Here is a 24,144-nt window from a genome sequence, read left to right on the forward strand (position 1 = left end):
ACCTCAGGGAGCAGGGGTGGTGGGCTTCTTTCGAATCAGGGAGCGAAGGGGTCGCGCTCCTCCCACCTCAGTGCGGGTCCTGCTCGTTCAGCGTCGCCACGACGTCGGCGTAGTCGCCGCGCGCCTCACCCCACCGCAGGAACTTCACCCGCTCGACGAGCAGTTCGGTGGCGGCGGGTTGCGTGCCGATCAGATGGACGACCTCATCGACGAATTCGTCGAGGGGCATGGCGAAGTCGCTGTCCCGTTGACCCGGCAGCAGGTCGGTGCGAACCGCCGGCGGCACGAGTTCGACGACGTCGACTCCGGTATCGGCGAACTGCAGGCGCAACGATTCACTCAGCATGTGGATCGCCGCTTTCGTGGCGTTGTAGGTCGGCGTCACCCGGAGCGGGGTGAATGCCAGGCCCGAGGACACGGTCATGATCGTGGCGGACGGTCGAGACCGCAGGTGGTCGATGAACGCGCCGATCAGACGGATCGGACCGAGGAGATTGGTGGTGACCATTGCCTCCGCAGCATCGAGGAAGCCTTCCGGGGACGACCAATCCTCCACCCGCATGATGCCGGCCATCGCGACGAGCACGTCGAGGTTCGGGTGTTCGGCGATGACCTTCCGTGCGGCGGACTCGACACTGGCCGGGTCGGCGACATCGATCGCGACGGTGTGCAATCCGGGGTGTTCCGCACGGATCCGGTCGAGGAGTTCGGTGCGCCGCCCGCCGACGATGACGGTGTTGCCCTTATCGTGCAGACGGGTCGCAAGTGCCAAGCCGATCCCGCTGGTCGCTCCGGGGATGAAGATGGTGTTTCCGGTGAGGTTCATGTCATCGAGTCTCGGATCCAGCAGGCGAGTCATCCAGAGCGCAACCATCGGGGGATCGCCGATCCCTGGCAACGCGGTACCGACGCCGTGATACTGGCCTGATGGATCGTGATGCGCTGGCCGGGTTCCTCGTGAGCCGACGCAACAGTCTGCAACCATCGGATGTCGGTCTGCCGGGGGGTGCCCGGCGACGCACGACGGGTCTTCGACGCGAAGAGGTGGCGCAGCTCGCCACGATGTCGACCGACTACTACACCCGTCTCGAACAACGCCGCGGCCCACAACCGAGCACCCAGATGCTGGCGGCGCTTGCTCGCGCACTCCGCCTCACGGCCGATGAGCGGGACTACCTGTTCCGGGTAGCCGGACACAGCGCGCCGGACCGGATGGCGGCCTCGGACCACATCGCGCCCGGACTCCTGCGGGTACTCGACCGGCTCACCGACACCCCCGCCCTCATTCTCTCGGCACTGGGGGAGACCTTGGTGCAGAATCATTGCGCGCGAGCGCTGTTCGGTGACACCGACCATCTCGTCGGAATGGACCGCAGTGCCATCTATCGGTGGTTCGTGCACCCCGCCGAGGAACGCGGCCGCTACCCGGCGGATGATCACGAGCGGCAGAGTCGTGCGCAGGTCGCCTCGCTCCGTGCCGCTTACGGCGTCATGGGCGCCGATTCCCGTGCCGGAGCAATGGTCACGGAACTTCGACGGCGCAGCAGCGAGTTCGCCACACTCTGGGACACCCACATCGTGAGCCGACGCTTCGAGGACCACAAGATCCTGATCCATCCCGAGGTCGGCGCGATCGAGGTCGACTGTCAGGCGCTCTTCACCGAGGACGAAACCCAGGTGTTGCTCGTGCTGACGGCAGCGCCGCGAACGGACGCAGCGGGAAAGATCGAATTGCTCAACGTGCTCGGCACACAAGAACTCGGACTCGATCCGCGCTGACCGTCTGGCTCCGGGGGACTATGTCGAACCGGTGCCACGGGTGTTGATCCGCCTCCCGATCGCGGATACCTGGCGAAGCTGCGCACGCGTGAGGCGGTCGATGACGAGCTCACGCACGTTGGTCACATACCCGGGAGCGGTGGCCACCACTTTCTCCCAACCCGACTCGGTGAGAACGGCATTCGTGAATCGACCGTTCTCGGGGCAAGGATGGCGCCGAACCCATCCCCGCTTCTCGAGTCTGCCGACCACATGCGAGAGCCGGGACAGCGAACCGTACGACAGTTCGGCGAGCTGGCTCATCCGCAGGGTGCGGTCAGGGGCCTCGGACAGCGCTGCCATCACCTCGTACTCGAAGTGGGTGATCTGGGCGTCACGGAGAAGCTGGGCGTCGAGGGCGTGGGGGAGACGGGCGAGCGCGGTTGCCACCTGGATCCAGGCGTCCATTTCCTCGTCGTCGAGCCAGTTCGGCTCTGGGGCAGTGGACATCTGCGCAGTGTATACGAAGTGAACACGTCCGTGATCAGGTTGACGCATCAAGTGTCAACACCTAGCCTTCACTTGATACTTCAAGTCACAACCATCTAGTGAGGCGGCTCAGTCATGACCAACCCCATCGTCCGCAGTGCGGGCATTCTTATCGGACGCGTCGCTCTCGGCGTCATCTTCCTGGCCCACGGCCTGCAGAAGTTCCAGCAGAACGGCTGGACGGGACCGCAGACCGGGTTCGACATGATGGGTGTTCCGGCCGCGTCCTTCTCGGCGTTCGTCGTCACGTGGCTCGAAATCCTCGGTGGCATCGCCCTGATCGTCGGGCTGCTGACCCCGATCGTCGCCGCCCTGTTCACGCTGGACATGATCGGCGCGCTGTTCATCGCACACGTCGACAACGGCATCTGGGTCTCCGACGGTGGTTACGAGTTCGTGCTCGCCCTCGGTGCCGGCGCACTGCTGCTGGCCGTGATCGGCGCCGGACGTTTCAGCGTGGACGCCGCGCTGGGGTCGAAGGTCCGCTGGCTCGCCGCCGACGACACCCGGTCGCGCGACCTGGTCGGCACCTCGCGCTGACCCCGCTCCGCTACCGGCGCCCGGTTCATGCGCCCCGGTCCGCCCACCCTGCGGACCGGGGCGTTCGCCGTCCGCGGTCCTCGCCTACAGTCCCAGTAGGGCGTCGAGTGGAATGAGAGATATGACCTGGCTGATGCTGATCGCGGCAATCGCCTCGGAGGTCGCGGCGACGTTGTCACTCAAGGGTTCACAGACCGAACCGATGCTGTACGCGGTGGTCGCTGTCGGTTACACGTTCGCGTTCATACTCCTGGCCGCAGTCCTGAAGCGCGGCATGGGCATCGGCGTGGCCTACGGGATCTGGTCGGCGTCGGGCGTCGCACTCACCGCGGTACTGGCGACCTGGATCTTCGACGAGCCCTTCGGATTCCTGATGGGAATCGGCATCGTGTGCATCATGATCGGGGTTCTCCTCGTCGAGACCGGCCACCGGCCACCCGTCGACGAGGGCACCGACTCCGCCGCCGCTTCGGGGGTCTGACCGTGGGATATGTCTTCATCGTCGCCGCCATCGTCGCCGAGGTCACCGGGACCCTCGCGCTGCGTGCCGCCGCGACCGGTCGACCGGCCTTCTACGGAGTCGTCGTCCTCGGGTATCTGACGGCGTTCGTCGCGTTGACCCTCGGGTTGCGGCACGGCGTGCCCCTCGGTGTGGCGTACGGTATCTGGGCGGCGGCCAGGGTCGCAGCCACGGCCGTCGCCGCACACTTCCTGTTCCGCGAACGCCTCAACCGACGCATGGTCGCCGGCATCGGGGTGATCATCGTCGGTGTGCTGCTCGTCGAATCGGGCGCGCTGCACTGAGTTCCGGCGTCGCTGATGTCGCGCCACGAGCGCCGACGGTCAGCCGCGTTCTGGACCGGGGGAGCGCTGGTCCACCTCAGCGCCGGACTCGACGTCACGCGGGTTGTCGAAGGAGACGTCGATCTCCTGAAAACCCTTGTTGCGCTGCGCGAGAACCTGCGCCGAGTACGCCGCCTCGTCGCCCTTCGTCAGACTGACGTTGTCGGTGAACGGGGTGAGCAGCGAACGTGGATAGAGCCGGTCGACGCGAACCGCGTTGGTCTCGAGACAGATGACGATCACGATCGACGACACGTAGAGGAAGGCGAGCAGGCCCAGCACGATCGCGAAGACGCCGTTGGTGGAGCTGGCGTTACCGATGACGTGCTGCACATAGACCGCGCCGAAGGTCTGGATGATCTGCCAGCAGACCGCCGCCCCGAAGGCGCCCGGCAGTACGTCCCGGATCGACACGTCGCGCGCCGTGCCGATCCGAAAAGCCACGGTGAACACCAGCGTGCTCAACGCCACCGATCCGAGGATCGCCAGCCAGCGTCCGACGACGCCGAGTTCGAAGGCGGCCGAGACGCCGTTGACGACGGTCAGACCGATGACCGCGACACCGATCGTCGACAACAACAGCAGGCCGCGCAGACGGGCGAAAATCGGGTCGGGACGCTCGTTGCGCGGCACTGCCCAGATCGTGTTCATCGCGTTCTGGGCGGCGACCGCCACTCCGAGACCGCCATACAGCGACACGACCACCCCGATGATGATGGCGGTGGCCCCGCCGCTGAGCTTCTCGGGTTCGCCCAACTGCCCACCGATCACCGGGATCTGGCTCATCGCCGAGTCCAGTATGCGGTCCTGGAGGTCGGGGTTGTCGGCCAGGACGATCCCCAGCACGGTCGCGAACAGCAGTAACAGCGGAAACAACGAGATGAACGCGTAGTAGGCACAGAGCGCGGCCAGGTAGGCGCCCTGATCGTCGACGAACTTGTAGATGACGGCAAGCGGGAAGCCGGTCGCCGGATGACGCCGCTGAAAACGGTCGACCCGCTCGGTCAACGACACCCGATCATCCTTCTCCTCGCCGGCCCGTGCCTTTTCCCCGTTCCGTTGAACGAATCGTTCACCGGGAGTTACCACGGAGGTGCCGACTTTAACCCGAGCACGAGACGATTCGGGACACGTCATCGGATCGGCGGTTCACCGGAACGGATCGAATCCGGGGATGCCGAGGGTGCGGAAGGGTGTTCCCAGACGCCAATAGGCCAGCCCAGCCAGCCCACGCGGGAAGTAGCGGTCGGTGGTCGTGACTGTCACCGACCCGTCCGGGTCGTCCGCCGCCTGGAGGCGATACTCGCGATACGATCTGCCGAAACGGTTGTCACGCAGACGAATACGAAGTCGGTCCCGTCGTTGCGCGAGCACGATCTCACCGCGGTGCCGCGCATCCCACTCGAGCCGCTCCCAGACCGTCGCACTACTCGCGCGCTCACTGACCCGGGTCTCCGATTCGAACATCTCCTCACCGGCCCACTGTGGATCGGTGGGAAGGGGTTCGGCCGGCGACACGTCTACGGACGCGTTGGCCCACGAGGCACGGCCATCGCCGCGCGCCGAGCGTTCGAGCGTGTGGGCAACCGCCTCCGAGTAGGAGGTCAATCCCCCTTCCGGACGATCGATGATCGCGTCGACGGCCCGGTCGCGACAGACGGCGTCGCATTCGAGGGACTCGATCAGCGGTCGAGCGATCTTGCCGCGAATCGGCGTGACGAACCGGACCCAGCGGCTCGCCAGCGCAGGCGTGAGATACGGCAGTACCACCATGACTCGAGGTCGAAGACCCGCGACCTCGGCATACACCTGCATCATGTCGCCGTACTCGAGGACGTCGGGACCGCCGATGTCCCAGGTCCTCGACGACGGGACGGCGGCGGTGGCGGCTTCCACGAGGTAGTGCAGGGCGTCGTCGACCGCGATCGGTTGGATCTTGTTGTGCACCCACCGCGGCGTGGTCATCGCGGGGAGTCGCTCGGTGAGGTGCCGGATGAGTTCGAACGACGCCGACCCCGAGCCGATCAGCGTCCCGGCCTGCAAGGCGACGGTCTCGATGGGTGAGTCGATGAGGATGTCGCCGACTTCGGCGCGTGAGGCCAGATGTTCGGACAGGTCGGTTCCCGACGGATGGAGACCGCCGAGGTAGACGATGCGCGACACGCCGTTCTGCTGAGCCGCGGCCACCACATTCTCCGCGGCACGCCGCTCTTCGGCCGCGAAGTCCGCGTCCGTGCTCATCGAGTGGACCAGGTGGTAGACGACGTCCACACCCGCGAAGGCCTTGACCAGCGAATCGCGATCCGACAGATCACCCCGGACCACTTCGGCCGTCGGATCAGACAACCACGGTGCGTCGGCGAGTTTCTCCGGCGTCCGCGCCAGTGCGCGCACACTGTGCCCGCGTGCCAACAACCGGGGCGCCAATCGGCCGCCGACGTAACCGGTCGCTCCGGTGACCAGACAGGTTCGCGACTCGTCCACCTGACTCCTCCGCTCTCGGGTGTGCCTCCCAGGCTATGGAGCGAAGCCGCTCGGCGCCGTCGCCTCGGCGCGGTCGGTGCCGGATCGTTCTCCGTGGCCACGATTCGATAACGGCACGTCCGGCCGACACCGAACTCAGACCACCAGACCTGAATTCGACCGCCAGACCTTGATCGAAGCCTGGCGGTCGAGTTCAGGTCTGCCCGTCAGCTGTCGTTCGCGTCCGCCGGCGAATTCTCGAACCACAGGCACTCCTCCAGGAGGCCCTCGCTCTTCCAGCCATCCGCGGTCCGGACCATCGAATGGTGGTAGTTGCCGCCGCAGGTGCTGAGTTCGGGCATGCCGACGAAACGCATCGGGTTGTAGAACATGGCGCGCACGTCGGCCCGGTCTTCGTCGAATGTGTACTCGATGTTGGTGATGAAGTGCTGACTCACCGACACGAACGCGAAACTCTCCTCCAGCCACGCGGCGATCTCGTCCCGGGTGCCCGCCTGACCGTAGGGCGTCGACGAGTAGTCGACCACCGCCTCCGGGGTGAACACCGAGCGCCAGAGTTCCCAGTTCTTGGTGTCGACCGCACGTGAGTACCGGTACAACGTGTCCGCGATGCCGAACCGGTCGCTGATCTCCTGCAGGTCCATCGTTCTCCCGTCCACCGGTATCGGTACGGGCAGCCCGTCGTGGCAGCGCCGAGACCGGCCGTCGCCGCCGACTATAGACACCAGTCCAGACGCTTGTCAGCGAAACCGCACCGGAGCGGGTGCCGCAAGTCAGGTCGATGCTGCGAGGTCGCGGACGACGCGGAGGTCGGCGACGAAGGCGTCGAAGGCCCGCTCGCGCTGATCCGTGGGTCCGCGGAGAATCGACGACGGGTGCACGGTCACCACCACGAACTCGGAATGGTCGGGGCCGAGGTCTCCGTCGGCGCCGAGATCGAAGCGCTCGCCACGGTGTCGGGTGAGCCGGAAGTTGGTGCCCAGCAAGGCCTGTGCGGCCGTGGCACCCAGACACACGACAGCGGCCGGCCGGACCGACGAACGGTTCGTCGGCACGATCCTTCTGGTCACCGGGCTGTTCGCCGATGAACATGATCGTCGAACCGGGCGCGCCCACCCCACCGCGACACCCGCCGCGGCCCCGGTGATCACCCGCGGCCCGCCCACCAGAAACGGGTCGAACCGGGAGTGGTTGCCGTCGACGCGTTTCCGGCCACGGCGGGACGACCATCCGTGGTGGGAGAGTTCGGACCGGATGCCCGTCTCGGTCACCGGGTTGTCGGGCCGACCGGTCGCGAACGACGCGAGGTGCGCCTCGATGGACGCCACGCGATCGGCGCCCAGCAGGATCAGCCAATGCGCCGCGCGCCCCTCGCTGTAGCGGTACGCGGAGCGTCGGATCACCCCGGACAGCCCGCGCGGCGGCGTGGACGTGCCGAAAACCGGTGGCAGAAAGGCATGTTCGTTCGATCGCTCGCGGGGCTGACGCTCGGGCTGGTCTTCGGGGACGGTCCAGTGGACGCCGGGGGCCGGTTCCACGGGCAGTTCGCGCGGAACCGCGGGGCGGTTTGCGGGATCCAGGTCGACGCCCCATCCGGGTATGCGGTCGACCAGTGCGGCGGTGTCGGGGTCGTGGGGGCGGTCTGCGGGATAGCGGGCACGGGTCCTCCTCAGCCGGCGTCGGCAACGATGATTGGCTTGATGCAGTCGTCGAGCTCCTCGGAGAAGATGCGGTAGCCCTCAGCGATGTGCTCGAAGCGGAATTCGATGCGTGACAATGTGTGAAATAGCCGTTGCGGATGTGGTCGAACAGTCTCGGCCACTGCCGTTTTACCGGGCACTGGTTCATGTTCGGGGTGAGTCCCTTGTTCATGGCGTCGCCGAACTTGACCGCGCTGAACATCGGCCCGTACGCACCCATGACCGAAACGGTGCCGCCTTTGCGGACCGCATCGATGGCCCAGTTGAGGGCGATCGGTGACCCGCCTGCAGCTGGAACTTGGCCGCGGGGCCGCGGTAGACCATCGCGCACATCGTGTCTGGACTAATGCGCGTTCGGGTACCCCACAAATGCGGTACTAACCGCGCCGGCGGCGCGGTGCGCGCAGACCGGTGTCACGCGCGGGGGTGTAGAAAAGGAACCCGAATCCAGGACAGTCCTCGGGAGGAGATCGTCGATGTCAATGGTGTCTTATGTGATCGCCGGTTCGGAGGCCAGCGGGGGAGCGGGCATCCAGGCCGACCTGCGCACCTTCGCACAGCTGGGTACCTATGGTGTCGGGACCATCACCTGCATCGTGTCCTTCGACCCGAACAACGAGTGGTCCCATCGGTTCGTACCGATCGACTCCGGGGTGATCGCCGATCAGATCGAGGTGGCCACCGCCGCGCACGAACCCGAGGTCGTGAAGATCGGCATGCTGGGCACCCCGGCCACCATCTCCACGGTCGCGCAGGCGCTCGGCTCCCGACAGTGGCGAGACGTCGTCGTCGATCCGGTGCTGATCTGCAAGGGTCAGGAGCCCGGCGCCGCACTCGACACCGACAACGCCCTCCGCTCCGAGATCTTGCCGCTGGCCACCGTGGTGACCCCCAATCTGTTCGAGGCCGCGACCTTGGCCGGCATGGACGAACTGACGTCCACCGACGACCTCGCCGAGGCGGCGCGGCGAATCCATGATCTCGGGCCGAAGGTCGTCGTCGTGAAGGGCGGGGTCGGACTCCCCGGCGAGGAGGCGATCGACGTCGTCTTCGACGGCTCCGAGGTCACCGTCCTGCGTGCCCCGAAGGTGGGCGACGAGCGGGTCTCCGGAGCCGGCTGCGTGTTCGCGGCCGCCACCACCGCCGAACTCACCAAGGGCGCAGGGGTCCTCGACGCGATCCGGACCGCCAAACAGTTCACCCACGACGGCATCGTCGGCCGTCTCGCCTCGAACGCACCGTTCGACGCCGTGTGGCACAGATCGAGGTGACCCACGGGCTAGTGCTCGGTCGGCCCAGCCCGTCGGGTGTCGGCGGGCTTCTCCCCGGGTAGTCGAGCGACAGCCCGGCGGTCTCCGTCACCGTCCGGGACGTCGTCCCGAGGAGAACCCATGTCCGAGACCGTCGCCGACATCGTGCTGCAACGCCTTCGGGAGTGGGGGGTCCGGCAGGTTTTCGGCTACCCCGGCGACGGCATCAACGGCCTGCTGTCGGCCTGGGTTCGCGCGGAGAACGATCCGCAGTTCGTCCAATCGCGCCACGAGGAGATGAGCGCGTTCCAAGCCGTCGGATCGCGCTCGCCGAACGCGCGCCGACGGCCCTGATCTTTCCCTCGGATGTTCTCGACCTGACCTACGAGCCACCACAGCAGGCCTTCAAGCAGGTCCCGTCCAGCCTCGGGGTCACGTCGGCGACCCCCGTGCCGGACCCGGACGCGGTCGCGCGAGCCGCCGAGATCCTCAACTCCGGGGAGCGAGTCGCGATGCTGGTCGGCCAGGGCGCACGGGGATGTGCGCCTGAGCTCATCACGGTTGCGGACATCCTCGGCGCCGGTTGCGCGAAAGCCCTTCTCGGGCGAGATGTCCTCCCCGACACGCTGCCGTGGGTCACGGGATCCATCGGCCTGCTCGGCACGACTGCCAGCCATCGATTGATGACCGGCTGCGACACCCTGCTGACCGTCGGATCGAATTTCCCGTACTCGCAGTTCCTTCCGTCGTTCGGACAGGCCAGGGGAGTGCAGATCGACCATTCACCCGAGGTGATCGGCATGCGCTACCCGAACGAGCTCAATGTCGTCGGCGACGCACGCGCCACGCTGCAAGCTCTCATCCCGCTGCTCGAACCCAAGACCGACCGCTCGTGGCGCGACAAGGTCGAAGCCGACGTCGAGCGCTGGTGGACGAATGCGGCCGGCCAGGCGATGACCGACGCGGATCCGGTCAATCCGATGCGCGTCTTTCACGAGTTCTCGCCACGCGCCCCGTCGAATTGCATCATCACCGCGGATTCGGGCAGTGCCGCCAACTGGTACGCACGGCACATCGTCTTCCGCGACGAGATGAGGGGGTCGCTGTCCGGGACGCTGGCCACGATGGGGCCGGCGGTGCCGTATGCCATCGGCGCCAAGTGGGCGCACCCCGACCGGCCCGCGGTCGCCTTCAAGGGCGACGGTGCGATGCAGATGAACGGCCTGGCCGAGATGATCACCGTGGCGCACTACTGGCAGCAGTGGACGGATCCGCGGCTCGTCGTCGTGGTGTTGCACAACAACGACCTGAACCAGGTCACGTGGGAACAGCGCGCGATGTCAGGATCGCCGAATTCGCCGCCTCACAGGAACTCCCCGACGTCGACTACGCGGCCTTCGCGCGGGGGATCGGACTCGTCGGGATCAACGTCGACGACCCGGATGGTCTCGGTACCGCATGGGACACCGCCCTGGCCGCCGATCGACCGGCGTTGCTCGACGTGCGTTGCGACCCGACGGCGCCTCCCGTCCCGCCGCACGCGACCCGCGAGCCGGTCCTCGCCCTCGGCGAGGCGCTGGTCAAGGGTGACGACGATGCATGGGCCGTCGCCAAGAACGCAGCCAGACAAGGAATCCGCCAGTTCCTACCCGGACGGCAGTCCGACAACGACTGACTACACGGGACACCGGCTGCGCCCCGGTCCCGTACTCTCCACCGCATGAGCGGTGAGGAACTCTTCACAGCGGTAGCGGTCGGGTTCGAGGCAGTCGGAGCCTTCGCGATGATCGTGGGAGCGATCATCGCGTGCGTGCTGGGCGCACGTTCGCTCCGTCGGGGAGAGGGTGGCAACACTGCCTTCTCGGTGCTGCGCAACACACTCGGAGCAGCCATTCTCCTGGGGCTGGAAGTCCTGGTCGCGGCGGATCTCATCCGCACCATCACGTCCAAACCGTCGATCGAGGATGCGCTCATCCTCGGGCTCATCGTGCTCATCCGTACCGTGTTGTCGATGTCCATCCAGATCGAGATCGAGGGCGTGGCGCCGTGGCGTCGAGCGTTGCTGACCAGCGGTGGACAACTGCTCGGTGCAGCGGTCGCGAACGACGCTGCAGCTGCGCGACCGACAACCGAAAGCACCGCGCGACGCGTCGACGGGTAGTGTCGCCACCCCGGTCTGGCGCCGACAACGACCGGCGAGGCATCCTGGATGCCGATCACCGACAGACCGACCGAAGGAGTGCCGGGTGACAACGATCCCAGACGAAGTCGATGTCCTCATCGTCGGTGCCGGGATCTCCGGCATCGGTGCGGCCCGCTGGGTGCGAACCGAACACCCTGGCAAGTCGATCGCGATTCTCGAGGCCCGGAATACCGCCGGCGGTACGTGGGACCTGTTCCGCTACCCGGGGATTCGGTCCGACTCGGACCTGCACACCTTCGGGTACGACTTCAAGCCCTGGACCGATCGACAGGCGATCGCCGACGCCCCGCGAATCCTCGATTACCTCCACGAGACGATCGACGAGAACGATCTCGCTCCGCTGGTCCGGTATGGGCATCGTGTGGTGGCGGCCGTGTGGTCGTCGGACACCGCGCGGTGGACGGTCGACGTCGAACACACCGACACCGGAACGCGAAGCCAGATCAGTGCGCGATGGATCTTCTGTGGCTCGGGCTACTACGACTACGACGCGGGGTTCGCGCCGGAGTTCGTCGGCACCAAGACCTTCCGTGGCGAGATCGTGCATCCGCAGCACTGGCCCGAGGACCTCGATTACACGGGCAAGCGGGTCGTGGTCATCGGCAGCGGCGCAACGGCGGTCACACTGCTTCCCGCGATGGCGGAACAGGCCGCGCACGTGACCATGCTCCAGCGCACACCGACCTACATCCTCCCGCTGCCCCGCGAGGACGCCATCGCCAACACCCTCAAGAAAGTGTTCGGCACCGAACGCGGATACGCATTGACCCGACACAAGAACGTCGCGCAGCAGCGGTTGCTCTTCGAACTGTGCCAGCGATTCCCATCGGTCGCTCGTCGGCTGATCCGCAAGATCAACGAATCTCAGCTGCCCGAGGACTATCCGGTGGACACGCATTTCAATCCCCCGTACAACCCCTGGGACCAGCGGCTGTGTGTGGTGCCCGACGCCGACCTGTTCCGGGCCATCCGCTCCGGGAAGGCCTCGATCGTCACCGACCGGGTCGACACCTTCACCGAGAACGGCATCCGGACAGTGGGCGGGGAGGAACTCGAGGCCGACATCGTCGTCACCGCGACCGGGCTCAACATCAAGATCATCGGCGGCATCGAGCTGAGCGTCGACGGTGAACCGGTGTCCCTTCCCGACACCGTCGTCTACCGCGGGATGATGCTGTCCGGTGTCCCGAACTTCGCGCTGGCGATCGGTTACACCAATGCGTCGTGGACCCTCAAGATCGGACTGTTGTGCGAATACTTCTGCAAACTTTTGGCGCACATGGATTCTCACGGATACGACAGTGTGTGGGCGGTCGCGGACCCCGATATGCCGACTCGGCCACTGCTCGACTTCGGGGCCGGCTACGTCCAACGAGCCCTCGACACCCTGCCCAAGCAGGGAGCTGAGGAGCCCTGGGTGATGTCGATGAGCTACTACGCCGACCGCAAGTTGTTCCGTGGTGACGTCGCCGACGACAACGTCCGATTCGCGCGTGCGGGGGAGCGGGTGCGGTCGACGGTCGGGTAGCGGTGACGACTCGCCGGACGGCGGGCTGAGTCACATCCGCGCGAACCGCACCAGCCAGTAGCAGTAGACGCCGTAGGCGGCGATACCCACCGCGGCCAGGATCATCAGCACCTGCCCGGCGGGCAGGCCGGCCAGTGTCTTGACCGCTCCGTCGATCCCCGTGGCCTTCGACGGATCGGCAGTCGCGACAGCGACGATGACCAGGATGCCGGTGCCGGCCAGAACGACACCCTTGCCGCAGTAACCGATCACGCCCGCGATTGTCGCCGCCTTGTCGTCGGAGATCTTGAGATCGTCGAGGAACGACCGGCTGGCTCCCTTGTAGACGTGGTAGACGCCGACGCCGATGATGATCAGGCCGGCCGCGACGAGGACGAACTTCCCGCCACCGGACTGCAGGAGTCGCGCGGTCAGTCCGGCGTTCTCCTGACCGCTCGACTTGCCTTGGCCCGTCGCGAAACGTATTGCCGACCAGGCGAACCCGACGTAGACCACGGCGAGCGACAACGCTTTTCCGCGATCGAACCACTGCTCGGCGCCGTCACTGTCCTCGCCCGGTTCGGTGGCGTGGGGTCCGACGACGGCCTCGGCGAGTCGCCACAGCGCGAGTGCTGCGAACGCGACCGCGGCCACCCACAGGACGACGCGGCCGCCGGACGAGTCGGCGAAGATCCCCAACGCACCCGACTGGTCGGCGTTCCCGCCCCCACCGAAGGCGAGGCGCAGGATGATGTAGGCGATCAGCAGATGGAGCAGGCCGCTGACCGCGTGGCCGGCACGCGCCAAGCGTTCGAACCACGGGCTGTCGGTGGCGCGGTCGACCGCGCCGGTCACTTGATTGCGGCTCATCGCGCCACGTTCCTTCCGCCGTTCGACCGAGCTGGTGCCCGGCCGGTTCCACTGACGTTACGGGGTGCCGGCCGGTCGCTCACTTCCCCTGCGAGTTACGAAGGGCCCGAGCCTGTTCGATGTATTTCTGGTCCTTCTCGTCGTTCTTGTCCGACGCCGTGGTGTCCCGAGGCGGCAGTTGCAGGTGCTCTTCGGCCGGCATCCCCGCCTGTAGCTGTCGGCCACGTTCGAGTTCGGAGTCGAACTCGGCCCCGAACAGCAGCGCGAGGTTCGTCAGCCACAGCCACAGCAGGAAGACGATGACTCCCGCGAGTGCGCCGTAGGTCTTGTTGTAGCTGCCGAAGTTCGAGACGTACAGCGCAAATGCCGCCGACGCGACGATCCATGTGACGATGGCCAGCACCGCACCGGCGCTGATCCACCGGAACTTCGGCTGCTGCACGTTCGGGGTTGCCCAGTAGAGAATGGCGACGATCAGGATGACGAACAGCAGGAGGATCGGCCAACGGACGATGTTCCACACGGTCAGCGCGGTCTCGCCGAAACCGATGGCGTCTCCGATCGATTTCGCGATCGGTCCGCTGACTGCCAGCATGAGTGCCACCGCGGCGGCAAGGACAAGTGCTACGAGCGTGACGAGCAGCATGATCGGCCGCAGCTTCCAGAGGGGACGACCTTCGTCGATCTCGTACATCCGGTTCATCGCGCGTCCGAACGCCCCCACATAACCCGACGCGGACCAGAGCGCGCCGAGCAGACCGAGTACGAGCGCGAAACCGGCGCTGGGGGCGGCCACGAGTTGTTCGACAGGGCCCCGCAACGTGTCCACGGCCGACGACGGTCCGAGGTCGTCGACCATCTGCAGGACGGCGTCGGTCGTCTTCTCGCCCTGGCCGAACACACCGAGCAGCGAGACCAGCGCGAGCAGCGCCGGGAACAGCGAGAGCACGGAGTAATAGGTGAGCGCCGCTGCCAGATCGGTGCACTGATCGCGCGAGAACTCCCGCGCGGTCTTCTTCAGCACGAAGAGGAGGGACGGCTTGGTCAGGTCAGTGGGGGAGTCCGGCTTGCGCGGATCATCGGGGTCGGCCGATTCGGGGTCGTCGCGAACGTCCGGTTCAGCTGAGGCCGGATCCTTGTCCGCTCGTTCAGCGGCGTCATCTCGTTTCATCCCCTGCGCTTAACCGGCGAACACGCAAGCCAAACCCGGCCGACGTCGGCGCACCCGTCACCTGTGGGGTCAGCGCACGTGGCCGCAGGCGTCGTCGACCGCCCCCTGCAGATCTCGCTGGATCCAGCGGGTCACGGCGGCGGGTGTGTCGTCTCGACGGGCGCCGAGGTCCACCGGTTCACCCAGAGCGACAACGGGCCGGCCACCACCGGCCGGGTAGGCGATCCCGGCGGAGACCAACCACAGTCCGACACCGTCTCGCAGGGCTCGATGGGCGATGTGGCCGATCCCGGTGCCGAGCCGCTGAACCTCCGTCGGGTCGCCCTCGTTGCAGGTCCCCTCCGGAAACACCGCGATGCTGTCCCCGCGCGCCATTCGTTCGACGCAGACGGCGATCATCTGACGCCCGGCGTCGGCCGCAGCTCGCACTCCGTGGTCCTTGCTGCGAAACACCGGGATCCCGCCCAGAGTGTCGATCTTCTTCCGCTGCTCCGCGTCTTGGAACAGCTCGTCCTTCGCGAGGACACGCAGGCTGCCTATCCGGTGCCGCAGCGGTGACCGGAAGCCTGCAGCTGCGAGGACCAACGGGTCGCGCTCGGAGACATGATTCGCCGCAATGAGCAGCGGAGCCCCGCTGCGCACGGCGCGGACGATCGCCTCCCGCGAACGAAAGCGCACGACCGGCCGGATTCGGGCGGCGAGCACCGCGTACATCATTCGCGCCCGGGCGCGGTCCTGCTGATGGGTCAGGTAGTGCTCGTATACCGCCTGTGCCTCGGACAGCTCGACCTTCACCTAAGTTACGGTACCGTAGGTTGCGGCGCCGCGGTGCCGCAACGGGACTACACATGACAGCCCGGGTAACAGCTCCGAGGTCAATCGGGGACGACGACCGCCCGGCCACGCAGTTCGTTCGAGGCCAACCGACGGTAGGCCTCGAGCCCGTCGTCGAGGGAGAACTTCTCGACGGCGACCTCCAGGACACCGTCGCGCGCGAGGTCGAGGACCTCGATCAGTTCGTGCCGCGCACCCCAGTACGGCGCCCGAACGGACACCTCGTAGGGCTGGGTGAAGAAGCCGACCTTCGCCGCGGCGACACCGTCACCGATGCCGACGATCACGACGTCGCCCAATGTGCCGACGATTCCCATCGCGGTGTCGATGGTCGGCTGCAAGCCGACGAAGTCGAATACCGCGGTGGCGCCGTCGTTTCCGGTGATCTTCCGGACATTCGCCACGGCGTCGGCATCGCTGAGAACGGTCTCGTGGGCACCCACCTCGCGTGCGAACGCAAGCTTGTCCTCGCTGAGGTCAAGGGCGATGATGCGCGCCGGGGTCAGATGGCGTAACAGCTGAATCCCGATGTGCCCCAGTCCGCCCGCACCGATGACGACTGCCGTGGTGCCGCCGACGAGCTTCGGTAGCGATGGTTTGATCGCGTGATACGGCGTGAGCCCCGCGTCGGTGAGCGGTACCGCGGCAATCGGGTCGAGATCACCGAGCGGAACGAGGTGCCGGGCGTCGTCGACGATCATGTAGTCGGCCATCGCACCTTCGTTGCCGAGCCCGGGTGGAGTGATGCCGAGCTCGGCCGCACGACTGCAGTAATTCTCGAACCCACGCGAGCAGAAGTGACAGACCCCGCAACCCCAGGGGCCGTAGACCGCCACCGCGGTTCCCTCGGTCAGCGACGTCACACCGCTGCCGATCTCGGCGACCACACCGGCTCCCTCGTGCCCGAGCGTCATGGGTAACGGATAGGGAAAACCCTCGGCGGGCATGTTGAGCACGAAATCGTCAGAGTGGCACGCACCGGCGGCAGTCACCTTCAACAACACCTGGCCGGGGCCGGGTGTCGGCTTGTCGACCTCGCGGAGCTCGGGCGGACTTCCTGGCTTGACGATCTGGATGGCTTTCATGCCGGACACCTCTCGGTTCGAGTCGGTTGCGTGCTCTCCCGCCCTCCGGTCTACCCGCGTATGGCGATACGCGCATACGTCGGCGGGAAACCAGACGCGAATTCCTGCTGAACCGCGGCACAGGTGGACAAGCCGATCAGAAGCCGGGACGGACCACGGAGTTCGATGTCGCGGCGTGTCGGGTGCATCAAACCCCTTGGGGCAGAGTCAATCAGCCGAGACGACAGCCGGAGTCGGAAGAGGACCGGATGCACTCTGGAGTACGGGTGGACCGGACAACGCTGCGACTCCGGGTCACCATCGTCGCGACTGATTCCGCGCGGCGCACCGCACACACTGCCGGGTGGCCGGCAGGACTTCGAGGCGCTCGGCACCGATGGGTTCGCCACAGTCCTCGCACCGGCCGTAGGCACCCGCGCCGACCCGGTCCAGGGCGGCACCGATCTCGTCGAGCCGGACTCGCGACCGTTCCAGCTGCGCAACCAGATGGCCGCGTTCCACCGCGAGAGTCGAACCCTCCGGATCGTGCTCGTCGTCGGCCGCCGCGTCGCTCGTCGCCTCGAGCACCGCGGCCAGCCGGGACGACAACGATTCGATCAGCGCGGCGGTTCGTTCCCGTTCTGCGAGCAGCGCATCTCGCGACTCGTCGTCCTGGCTCGAGGTCACCGTGGGCCCACCGAAGTCGTCTCGCTCAGGTGCCGCAGAAGGTCTGGAAGCTGTCGCTGAACGCCTGCGGGGCCGGCGCCGCGTAGTGAGCCCATTCGGAGCGGCGTTCGAACGGATGCGTGACGGGATCCATCAGCCGCGTGAACGGTTCCAGATCGCCGTCGGTCGCGGCGCGCAGAGCGGCGTCGACCTGATGGTTGCGCGGGATGTACACCGGGTTCACGGTGTCCATCGTCTCGGCGACCGCAGCGGGCTCGCGCCCGAGACGGGCGAGTTCACGGCGCCATCGTTCCAGCCACGGACCGATCTGCGCGCGCGGCATGAGGCTGATGATCGGGACCTGATCTCCGCGGAGTTCGTCGGCCAGTGCCCGGAAGGTGCCTGTCCAGTCCGCGCGATGATCACGCATCAGGGTCAACAGGTCGGCGACCAGTTCGGGTTCGGAAAGCGCTTCTGTCAGACCGATCTTCGACACCATGCCGGTGGCGAAATGGTGTTCGTACCGCGCCTCGTACGTGGCGAGCACGTCCGACGCCGCAGCGATCGCCTCATCGGGTGTCGGGGCCATGAGCCTGAGCAGGGTTTCGGCGAACCGCGCCAGATTCCACTTCAGGACGGCGGGCTGATTCCCATAGGCGTATCGGCCCGCGTGGTCGATCGAGCTGAACACCGCCGACGGGTCGAAGGCGTCGAGGAAGGCGCAGGGCCCGTAGTCGATGGTCTCACCCGAGATCGTCGTGTTGTCGGTGTTCATCACGCCGTGCACGAACCCCACCAGCATCCACTGGGCCACCAGTGCGGCCTGACGTTCGAGTACGGCTTCGAAGAACGCGAGATACCGGTTGCCGCCGCCGGCCTCCGACGCTTTCGCGAGCTCCGGGTAGTGGCGGCTGATCGCGTAGTCGGCGAGTTGTTGCGTCAGGTCGGTGTTCCGGATTGCGTACTCGAAGGTGCCGACACGGAGATGGCTGGCGGCGATCCGCGCCAACACCGCGCCGGGCTCGGCCCCGGTGCGCTGGATGTCCCGCCCGGTGGCCACGACCGACAGCGAACGCGTGGTCGGGATCCCCAGGGCGTGCATGGCCTCGCTGATCAGATACTCGCGCAGCATCGGCCCGACCACCGCGAATCCGTCGCCACCTCGGGAGAACGGAGTACGCCCAGAACCCTTGAGCTGTAGGTCGACTCGTCGACCGCCGCGGTCGATCAGCTCCCCGAGCAGCAACGCCCGGCCGTCCCCGAGGAGCGGTGTGTAACCGCCGAATTGATGCCCCGAGTAGGCGGTGGCGACAGGGACGGCATCGGCGGGCGCGGCCGCACCCGACAGAAGTGCGACACCGTCGTCGGATGTCAGTGCCGGGATGTCGAGGCCCAGGTCGTCGGCGAGTGACTCGTTGACGACGAGCAGTCGGGGGTCAGGCGTCTCGGCAACCTGCCACGGCACGGTGAAAGGCGTCAGCTCGTCGACGAAGGTGCGCTCGAAGCCGGTGATCGCGGCGCTCGTGCGGGCGGGAGTATCGGGAGAGACGGACACCCCTCGAGGGTAACCAGTTTCCGGACCGGCAAACCGGCTGCGCAGAAGGGGCGAGGGAGGAGTGTCCACCTCACTCGCCTCGGACGGCGATCAGGCCGCCAGCGCCGCGCCGCAGATGCCGCAGGCCTCGAAGTTGCGCCGATTCCACCGGGCGATCGGGATGAAGAACACGCTGAACTGGCTGTATTCACGCATCCGCGCCCACTGGGTGGTGTTGTGGCAGCGGGGACAGGTGCGGGTCTGACCCGCACCGAGAGGCTTCTGCCTACGGCCATATCCGAACAAGAAGAACACGCCGCCATCGTAGAGTTCGCGGCTCGCGGCGGCCGGTCACGCGCCGCGGTAGTCGATCACGGGCGGCGGACCAAGAGGTCGTTCTCGGCTGTGAAACCGCATTGCTTGTACAGGTCTGTCGATGCTTCGGTCGGGTTGAGCACCACCTTCGCGTATCCACGGCCGTCCGCGGTCGCGACGGTATGCCGGACCAGCTCACGTCCGATCCCGGAACCGCGGAACGCCGGGCGGACGTACAGATGACCGAGATAACCCCATCGGCCGCCGGCGCCCTGCCGGGGACTCGGCATCCGGGCGTGTTCGGTCAAGCACACCATTCCCACGGTCATGTCGTCCGTGCCCGCGGTCCAGACCGTTCGTCGCTCATCGTCCAACCAACTCGCAACCGCGGCGGCGAAGGCGGTATCGCCAAGCCACGGCCCGACGGAGCGATCGTCTTCGTACGCCCACTCCCAGCGGAGCTCGGCCACAAGGTGGGAGTTCTGCGAAGGTTGAATTCGTACCGCGTGTCGACCGGTCACCCACCCAGGGTGACCGATGACGGTCGGCGGCTGCGCGTGCGGCACCGCAGAAACTCCGCGACCACCGCCGGCCTCGCGGAGAATGGACGAGGCCGGAGGTGCTCGCCATCTGTCGAGACGCATCGGGTCGGCGGGCATCGGTACGCTCGGTGGTGTCCGTTTTGTCGGCCTGACGTCACCGCCACCGGGCTGCGGACTCGCGAAACCGGAGGGAAGCATGGAAGCACTGATCCTGATCGCCGTCATCGTCGTGATCGTCGTCGGGGTGGTGGTGTTCGCCCAACAGCGTTCCGGCGCCAACGCGGCCCGCACCCTCGAGGACGCGAAAGCCGACGCACGACAGGTGATCGAACGTCTGGGCGGCCAGGTGTTCATGTTGGTCGGCGACGGCCCGGCATCGAAACAGGCGCTGGCCGACGCGGGGGAGCGATACACCGCGGCGGGGTCTCAGATCGAGCAGGCCAATTCGCCGGTTCAGGCGCGGCTGGCCAAACAGACTGCGATCGAGGGGCTCTACTACATCCGTGCGGCTCGGGCCGCCATGGACCTCGACCCCGGTCCGGCGATCCCCGAGCTCGACGGGCAGAAGAGTGCCGGTGCGGTCACCGAGGACCGGACCGTGGAGTTCGAGGGACGAAAGGTCGCCGCATCGCCCAACCCGTCGGAGCAGACGCCCAACTACTATCCCGGCGGCCGCGTCGCCGGCAGGCCGGTGCCCGCCGGCTGGTACTCCGAGCCGTGGTGGAAACCGGCTCTGGTCGCCGGCGCCTGGGGACTCGGATCGATGTTCCTGTTCTCGGCGATGTTCTCCGGCATGGCGGGCGTCCCCTATGACGCGCAGTCCTTCGAGAGTGGCGCCGGCGACGGTTCCGACGGTGGCGCCTTGGAAGGCGGTGACTCCGGCGACTTCGGCGGTGGTGACTCCGGCGACTTCGGCGGCGGAGATTTCGGTGGCGGCGACTTCGGCGGGGGAGGCGACTTCGGCGGTGGCGACTTCGGGGGGTTCTGAGCGGCCGCCCTCCGCGTGACTCGGCTTCGCTTGCCGGGTGTCAGGTCGCCGTGGGTGCCGCGACGACGGACAGCAACCGGAGCTTCTCGACACTCGCACTGCCCGGGGTCGCGGTGTAGACGAGCAGCGAATGCGAACACCGCGGGTCGACCAAGATCTGGCAATTCAGCTCGAGCAATCCCACGTCGGGGTGCACGTACCTCTTGATCTCGCGAGGCGCTATACCCACTTCGTGCCGTGCCCAGATCTCGCGGAACTCTTCGCTCTCGCCTGTGAGCCGTTCCGCGAGCGACGCCGCATACGACTGCGGGCCTCGTAGCGCAGCCACTCCTCGTAGTCCGGATACGTACATACGTGAGTAGAAGTCGTGGTCGTCGGACGGGTGCAATTGGCGAGCCCGCGGATCGGTGAACCACCGATAGCCGATGCTCCGCGCCGGCCCGTCGAACCGCATGAGGTCGCCGACCAGTGCCGCCCCGAGTCGGTTCTGGCGCAACGTCTCGCCGAGTTCGGTGACGATCTCGGCCGGGGTGTCGGCGAGCCTGTCGAAGATCCGCATCATGCCCGGGGAGATGTGCTCGCGGTCGGGTCCGCGCATGGGCGGCCGGTGGCCGGCGAGGTGGAACAGGTGGTCTCGCTCCTCGACGGAGAGGTGGAGGCCCCGAGCGATGGCGGCCACCATCTGTGGCGACGGTTGCGGGCCGCGCTCGCGTTCGAGTCGTGAGTAGTAGTCGGCGGACATGTGACACAGGGCAGCCACCTCTTCGCGACGGAGTCCACCTGTGCGACGGCGCTGCCCGCGAGGCAGTCCGACGTCTTCGGGCTGAAGGGCGGCACGCCTCACCCGAAGGAAGCCAGCGAGACCGGGTCGATCGATCATTCGGCCATTCTTGCGCGCCCGGAACCGCGGAGCCACGGATCGACAGGCCGTGGATAACGGTGCGACCCGCCACAAGACTGGAAGCGAGAACATTCCGAGTCCGTCAGGAGCTCCGCATGACACGAAACAGCAGATACAGCCTGTCCATCCCCGATCTCACGGGCCGTCGAGCGGTCGTGACCGGCGCGAGTGACGGCATTGGGTGGGAGATCGCGAATGCGCTCGCCGGCGCCGGTGCGGAAGTGGTCGTGCCGGTGCGTGATCCGAACAAGGGGGCGAGGGCGGTCGAGCGCATTCGTGATCGTCACCCCGCCGCCACACTCACGATGGAGGACGTCGACCTGTCATCGATGGCATCGGTCGAGGCGCTTGCCGGCAGGCTCCGGGCGGACGGCACACCGATCGACATCCTGATCAACAACGCCGGGATCATGACTCCGCCGAAACGCCTGACCACAGGCGATGGATTCGAGGTCCAGTTCGGCACCAACCACCTAGGACACTTCGCCCTGACCGTCGCGGTGCTTCCGCTGCTCCGGTCCGGGGAAGGCACGGGTGGTCTCGCAGACGAGCATCGCGGCAAAACGAGGCTCGATCAATTGGGATGATCTGAACTGGGAGCGCCACTACGACGCAATGAAGGCCTACCGCCAGTCCAAGATCGCGTGCGCGCTGTTCGGACTCGAACTCGGACGCCGAAGTCGCGCTGCCGGTTGGGATGTGACGAGCGTGATCTCCCATCCGGGCGTCGCCCCGACCAGCCTTCTCGCCGCTCGTCCTGAGGTCGGCAGGACCGCGCCGACGAGCGGCCGGCGGGTGATCGAGTGGATGTCGCGGCACGGCGTCGGTGTGGGCACCGTCGAAACCGCTGCCCTCCCAGCACTGATGGCGGCGACGCAGCCGGAGACGCCCGATGATGCGTTCTTCGGACCACGGTGGCCCGGTGACGCCGGCGGGCCGCCCGGAGTACGGCAACCCTGGCAACCGTTCCGTGATCGCGAAGCGGCATCGCGTCTGTGGGCGGTGTCTGAACAGCTCACCCGGGTGACAGCGGGCTGAAGACGGGCCTCCTGGCGCCGATGTGCGATCGTCAAGTGGTGTGTGCCACCTGCGGACCGAAGTCGACGCAGGTGACACACCGGCAATGAGCACTTGTGGTGCTTTCCACTTGAGGTCTGAGGGACGGCAGGTTCAGGAGAAGAGCGTCAGGAATGTCGCTGCCGAGGTCGCGCACAGCAGCGCCGCGATCGTGACGCCTGCATATGCGTGATCGGCAATCGGGGTCTCGCGTGCCTTGACCGACGATGTGCGTGTCGGGGTGCTGGCCTCTGTCACAAGTTGTCCCTCCGAAGACCCGTTACCTTCCCCGAGAACATTAGGGCCGCGAACGTTTCGCAGAGACCCGGCGGCGACGTTCGAGGCCACACCGATGCGAAGGGTCACGAAACGATAACGGTCATAGCTACTAGGTTTGAACTGCGCAAACGGCGAAGCGCCAATGGCGCGACGCAGGGATGGGTAACGTTGATTCGCACGCATGTGCGACAATGGCGCGGTGAGTTCACAGACGAGGGCCGGCTTGAGTCCCGACGACCTGGAGTCGCTGTCCGCGGCACTCGCGGCCGGTAAGCGAGCCACGGTCTATCTGCGCGATGCGATGCCATCGCTGAACCTGGAGGCCGGCGCCTCGGCGCGAGTCGTGTCGATCGACGGTACGACAGTGACGGTGAGCCCGAGGGGCGTCGACGACCAGTTGCCCTTCGAAGCCGACGAACTGCGACGTCACCGACCGGCGGCCGCCACCACTGCGACCGCTGCGGTTCGTCGACGCACACCGGAACCGGCGCCCCCGAAGCCACAACCGACGTCGTCATCGAAAACAGATGTCGAGGAATCGAATTCCGCCCGCCCGTCCCGAAAGGCGCGTCCTGCGACGGATGCCCCGCCGAGGGCGGCGGAGTCGGCGCCTGCGACGACCAGGTCGTCGCGAAAGGCCAAGACGCCGACCGCGCCGACCACGGTCACCATCACCGCGGCAGGGGAGAGCACGTGGACGCTGTCGGTTGCGGTCGGGACCAGAAAGCTGGCGAAACCCGTCGAGATCACCGCCGACCGGGTGGCCCGGGCGATGCGGGAGCTCGATGACGAGACCGCGATCGCCGCGGTCGACGCCGTCATCGAATCGGCCCGAACGGCCGCGCAACGCCGCATCGACGAACTCAGTCAGGAACTCGAAGCCGCGCGGGCCGCGCTGGCCAACCTCGACGGGTCCGTCGACGACCAGCGCGGCCTCGCTCGCTGAGGAGCGCCCGGAGCTCGCGAGGGCGACCCCCTGCTCCCTGAGGAGCGCCCGGAGCTTGCAAGGGCGACCCCCTGCTCCCTGAGGAGCGCCCGGAGCTTGCAAGGGCGCCCCTCTGCTCCCTGAGGAGCGCCCGGAGCTTGCGGA

Annotated in this window: 24 protein-coding genes and 5 pseudogenes; 11 read left to right on the forward strand and 18 right to left on the reverse strand. The window is 66.9% G+C overall.

Going from position 1 to position 24,144, the window contains the following annotated elements; translation table 11 throughout:
* Nucleotides 1-67: 67 nt before the first annotated feature.
* On the reverse strand, nucleotides 68-826 hold the full coding sequence (locus QAD21_RS12480; RefSeq protein ID WP_280359626.1) for an SDR family NAD(P)-dependent oxidoreductase: 759 nt from the start codon (nucleotides 824-826) through the stop codon (nucleotides 68-70).
* 101 nt (nucleotides 827-927) lie between these two features.
* Between QAD21_RS12480 and QAD21_RS12485 the strand changes: the two genes are divergently transcribed.
* A complete protein-coding gene (locus QAD21_RS12485) occupies nucleotides 928-1,779 on the forward strand; it encodes a helix-turn-helix transcriptional regulator (RefSeq protein ID WP_280359627.1) in 852 nt (283 codons plus the stop codon).
* An 18-nt stretch (nucleotides 1,780-1,797) separates the two neighbouring features.
* On the opposite strand, the gene QAD21_RS12490 is transcribed toward QAD21_RS12485, so the two are convergent.
* Nucleotides 1,798-2,268: a MarR family transcriptional regulator gene (locus QAD21_RS12490; protein WP_068972501.1), complete on the reverse strand. Its 471-nt coding sequence runs from the start codon at nucleotides 2,266-2,268 to the stop codon at nucleotides 1,798-1,800.
* A 114-nt stretch (nucleotides 2,269-2,382) separates the two neighbouring features.
* Between QAD21_RS12490 and QAD21_RS12495 the strand changes: the two genes are divergently transcribed.
* The 3 genes from QAD21_RS12495 (at nucleotide 2,383) to QAD21_RS12505 (ending at nucleotide 3,651) form a co-directional block, all read left to right on the forward strand.
* Complete coding sequence (locus QAD21_RS12495) at nucleotides 2,383-2,847, forward strand: DoxX family protein (protein WP_165630026.1); 465 nt, start codon at nucleotides 2,383-2,385, stop codon at nucleotides 2,845-2,847.
* A 121-nt stretch (nucleotides 2,848-2,968) separates the two neighbouring features.
* Entirely contained in the window at nucleotides 2,969-3,328 is a 360-nt protein-coding gene (locus tag QAD21_RS12500) for an SMR family transporter (protein ID WP_165630025.1), read from the forward strand.
* A gap of 2 nt (nucleotides 3,329-3,330) precedes the next feature.
* Complete coding sequence (locus QAD21_RS12505) at nucleotides 3,331-3,651, forward strand: SMR family transporter (protein WP_280359628.1); 321 nt, start codon at nucleotides 3,331-3,333, stop codon at nucleotides 3,649-3,651.
* Between the two features lie 39 nt (nucleotides 3,652-3,690).
* Here QAD21_RS12505 and QAD21_RS12510 read toward each other — a convergent pair whose 3' ends face one another.
* From QAD21_RS12510 to QAD21_RS12535, 6 genes and pseudogenes are all read right to left on the reverse strand, one after another.
* Nucleotides 3,691-4,704, reverse strand: a complete 1,014-nt coding sequence (locus QAD21_RS12510; protein WP_280359629.1) for a YihY/virulence factor BrkB family protein — start codon at nucleotides 4,702-4,704, stop codon at nucleotides 3,691-3,693.
* 135 nt (nucleotides 4,705-4,839) lie between these two features.
* Nucleotides 4,840-6,174, reverse strand: coding sequence for an NAD(P)H-binding protein (locus tag QAD21_RS12515; RefSeq protein ID WP_137809424.1), 1,335 nt, complete (start codon nucleotides 6,172-6,174; stop codon nucleotides 4,840-4,842).
* Nucleotides 6,175-6,380: 206 nt separating this feature from the next.
* Entirely contained in the window at nucleotides 6,381-6,818 is a 438-nt protein-coding gene (locus tag QAD21_RS12520; RefSeq protein WP_226513360.1) for a nuclear transport factor 2 family protein, read from the reverse strand.
* A 129-nt stretch (nucleotides 6,819-6,947) separates the two neighbouring features.
* Nucleotides 6,948-7,290, reverse strand: a pseudogene (locus QAD21_RS12525) (uracil-DNA glycosylase family protein).
* Between the two features lie 8 nt (nucleotides 7,291-7,298).
* Nucleotides 7,299-7,787, reverse strand: a pseudogene (locus tag QAD21_RS12530) (hypothetical protein); the annotation flags it as partial.
* Between the two features lie 56 nt (nucleotides 7,788-7,843).
* Nucleotides 7,844-8,160: pseudogene (locus QAD21_RS12535) on the reverse strand (glutathione-dependent formaldehyde dehydrogenase); the annotation flags it as partial.
* A gap of 190 nt (nucleotides 8,161-8,350) precedes the next feature.
* Between QAD21_RS12535 and QAD21_RS12540 the strand changes: the two are divergent.
* The 4 genes and pseudogenes from QAD21_RS12540 to QAD21_RS12555 all read left to right on the forward strand — a co-directional run bounded on the left by QAD21_RS12540 (nucleotide 8,351) and on the right by QAD21_RS12555 (nucleotide 12,855).
* Nucleotides 8,351-9,145, forward strand: a complete 795-nt coding sequence (locus QAD21_RS12540) for a PfkB family carbohydrate kinase (protein ID WP_068972505.1) — start codon at nucleotides 8,351-8,353, stop codon at nucleotides 9,143-9,145.
* Between the two features lie 120 nt (nucleotides 9,146-9,265).
* Nucleotides 9,266-10,799: pseudogene (locus QAD21_RS12545) on the forward strand (thiamine pyrophosphate-dependent enzyme).
* A gap of 45 nt (nucleotides 10,800-10,844) precedes the next feature.
* A complete protein-coding gene (locus tag QAD21_RS12550; protein ID WP_159370871.1) occupies nucleotides 10,845-11,285 on the forward strand; it encodes a DUF1622 domain-containing protein in 441 nt (146 codons plus the stop codon).
* An 85-nt stretch (nucleotides 11,286-11,370) separates the two neighbouring features.
* Entirely contained in the window at nucleotides 11,371-12,855 is a 1,485-nt protein-coding gene (locus QAD21_RS12555; RefSeq protein WP_277244535.1) for an NAD(P)/FAD-dependent oxidoreductase, read from the forward strand.
* A gap of 30 nt (nucleotides 12,856-12,885) precedes the next feature.
* Here QAD21_RS12555 and QAD21_RS12560 read toward each other — a convergent pair whose 3' ends face one another.
* The 8 genes from QAD21_RS12560 to QAD21_RS12595 all read right to left on the reverse strand — a co-directional run bounded on the left by QAD21_RS12560 (nucleotide 12,886) and on the right by QAD21_RS12595 (nucleotide 19,809).
* Nucleotides 12,886-13,704 (reverse strand): DUF1206 domain-containing protein, encoded by an 819-nt coding sequence (locus QAD21_RS12560; protein ID WP_078113861.1) that lies wholly within the window; start codon nucleotides 13,702-13,704, stop codon nucleotides 12,886-12,888.
* Between the two features lie 79 nt (nucleotides 13,705-13,783).
* Nucleotides 13,784-14,875, reverse strand: coding sequence for a YihY/virulence factor BrkB family protein (locus tag QAD21_RS12565; RefSeq protein WP_165630015.1), 1,092 nt, complete (start codon nucleotides 14,873-14,875; stop codon nucleotides 13,784-13,786).
* Between the two features lie 69 nt (nucleotides 14,876-14,944).
* Entirely contained in the window at nucleotides 14,945-15,670 is a 726-nt protein-coding gene (locus QAD21_RS12570; RefSeq protein ID WP_165630014.1) for a 1-acyl-sn-glycerol-3-phosphate acyltransferase, read from the reverse strand.
* Between the two features lie 80 nt (nucleotides 15,671-15,750).
* Nucleotides 15,751-16,794: an NAD(P)-dependent alcohol dehydrogenase gene (locus QAD21_RS12575; RefSeq protein ID WP_058250539.1), complete on the reverse strand. Its 1,044-nt coding sequence runs from the start codon at nucleotides 16,792-16,794 to the stop codon at nucleotides 15,751-15,753.
* Nucleotides 16,795-17,088: 294 nt separating this feature from the next.
* Nucleotides 17,089-17,460 carry a TraR/DksA C4-type zinc finger protein gene (locus QAD21_RS12580; RefSeq protein ID WP_058250540.1) on the reverse strand — a complete coding sequence of 124 codons (372 nt, stop codon included), beginning with the start codon at nucleotides 17,458-17,460 and terminating at the stop codon, nucleotides 17,089-17,091.
* Between the two features lie 25 nt (nucleotides 17,461-17,485).
* The gene (locus QAD21_RS12585; protein ID WP_165630013.1) at nucleotides 17,486-18,994 is read right to left on the reverse strand and encodes a protein adenylyltransferase SelO; all 1,509 of its coding nucleotides are present in this window, start codon (nucleotides 18,992-18,994) and stop codon (nucleotides 17,486-17,488) included.
* Between the two features lie 90 nt (nucleotides 18,995-19,084).
* Entirely contained in the window at nucleotides 19,085-19,288 is a 204-nt protein-coding gene (locus QAD21_RS12590; RefSeq protein ID WP_078113866.1) for a zinc-ribbon domain-containing protein, read from the reverse strand.
* Nucleotides 19,289-19,344: 56 nt separating this feature from the next.
* Complete coding sequence (locus QAD21_RS12595; RefSeq protein WP_280359630.1) at nucleotides 19,345-19,809, reverse strand: GNAT family N-acetyltransferase; 465 nt, start codon at nucleotides 19,807-19,809, stop codon at nucleotides 19,345-19,347.
* 217 nt (nucleotides 19,810-20,026) lie between these two features.
* Here QAD21_RS12595 and QAD21_RS12600 point away from each other — a divergent pair, with 217 nt between their 5' ends.
* Nucleotides 20,027-20,818: a hypothetical protein gene (locus tag QAD21_RS12600; RefSeq protein WP_058250604.1), complete on the forward strand. Its 792-nt coding sequence runs from the start codon at nucleotides 20,027-20,029 to the stop codon at nucleotides 20,816-20,818.
* A 40-nt stretch (nucleotides 20,819-20,858) separates the two neighbouring features.
* Here QAD21_RS12600 and QAD21_RS12605 read toward each other — a convergent pair whose 3' ends face one another.
* A complete protein-coding gene (locus QAD21_RS12605; protein WP_165630012.1) occupies nucleotides 20,859-21,698 on the reverse strand; it encodes a helix-turn-helix transcriptional regulator in 840 nt (279 codons plus the stop codon).
* Between the two features lie 116 nt (nucleotides 21,699-21,814).
* Between QAD21_RS12605 and QAD21_RS12610 the strand changes: the two are divergent.
* A pseudogene (locus tag QAD21_RS12610) lies at nucleotides 21,815-22,757 on the forward strand (SDR family oxidoreductase).
* Nucleotides 22,758-22,889: 132 nt separating this feature from the next.
* Here QAD21_RS12610 and QAD21_RS12615 read toward each other — a convergent pair.
* Nucleotides 22,890-23,033: a hypothetical protein gene (locus QAD21_RS12615; protein WP_165630011.1), complete on the reverse strand. Its 144-nt coding sequence runs from the start codon at nucleotides 23,031-23,033 to the stop codon at nucleotides 22,890-22,892.
* A gap of 202 nt (nucleotides 23,034-23,235) precedes the next feature.
* On the opposite strand from QAD21_RS12615, the gene QAD21_RS12620 reads away from it, so the two are divergent.
* Nucleotides 23,236-24,000: a DUF6319 family protein gene (locus QAD21_RS12620; protein ID WP_065629971.1), complete on the forward strand. Its 765-nt coding sequence runs from the start codon at nucleotides 23,236-23,238 to the stop codon at nucleotides 23,998-24,000.
* The last annotated feature ends 144 nt before the right edge of the window (nucleotides 24,001-24,144 follow it).

The sequence above is a fragment of the Gordonia sp. SMJS1 genome (genome assembly GCF_029866425.1).
Classification (GTDB): domain Bacteria; phylum Actinomycetota; class Actinomycetes; order Mycobacteriales; family Mycobacteriaceae; genus Gordonia; species Gordonia hongkongensis.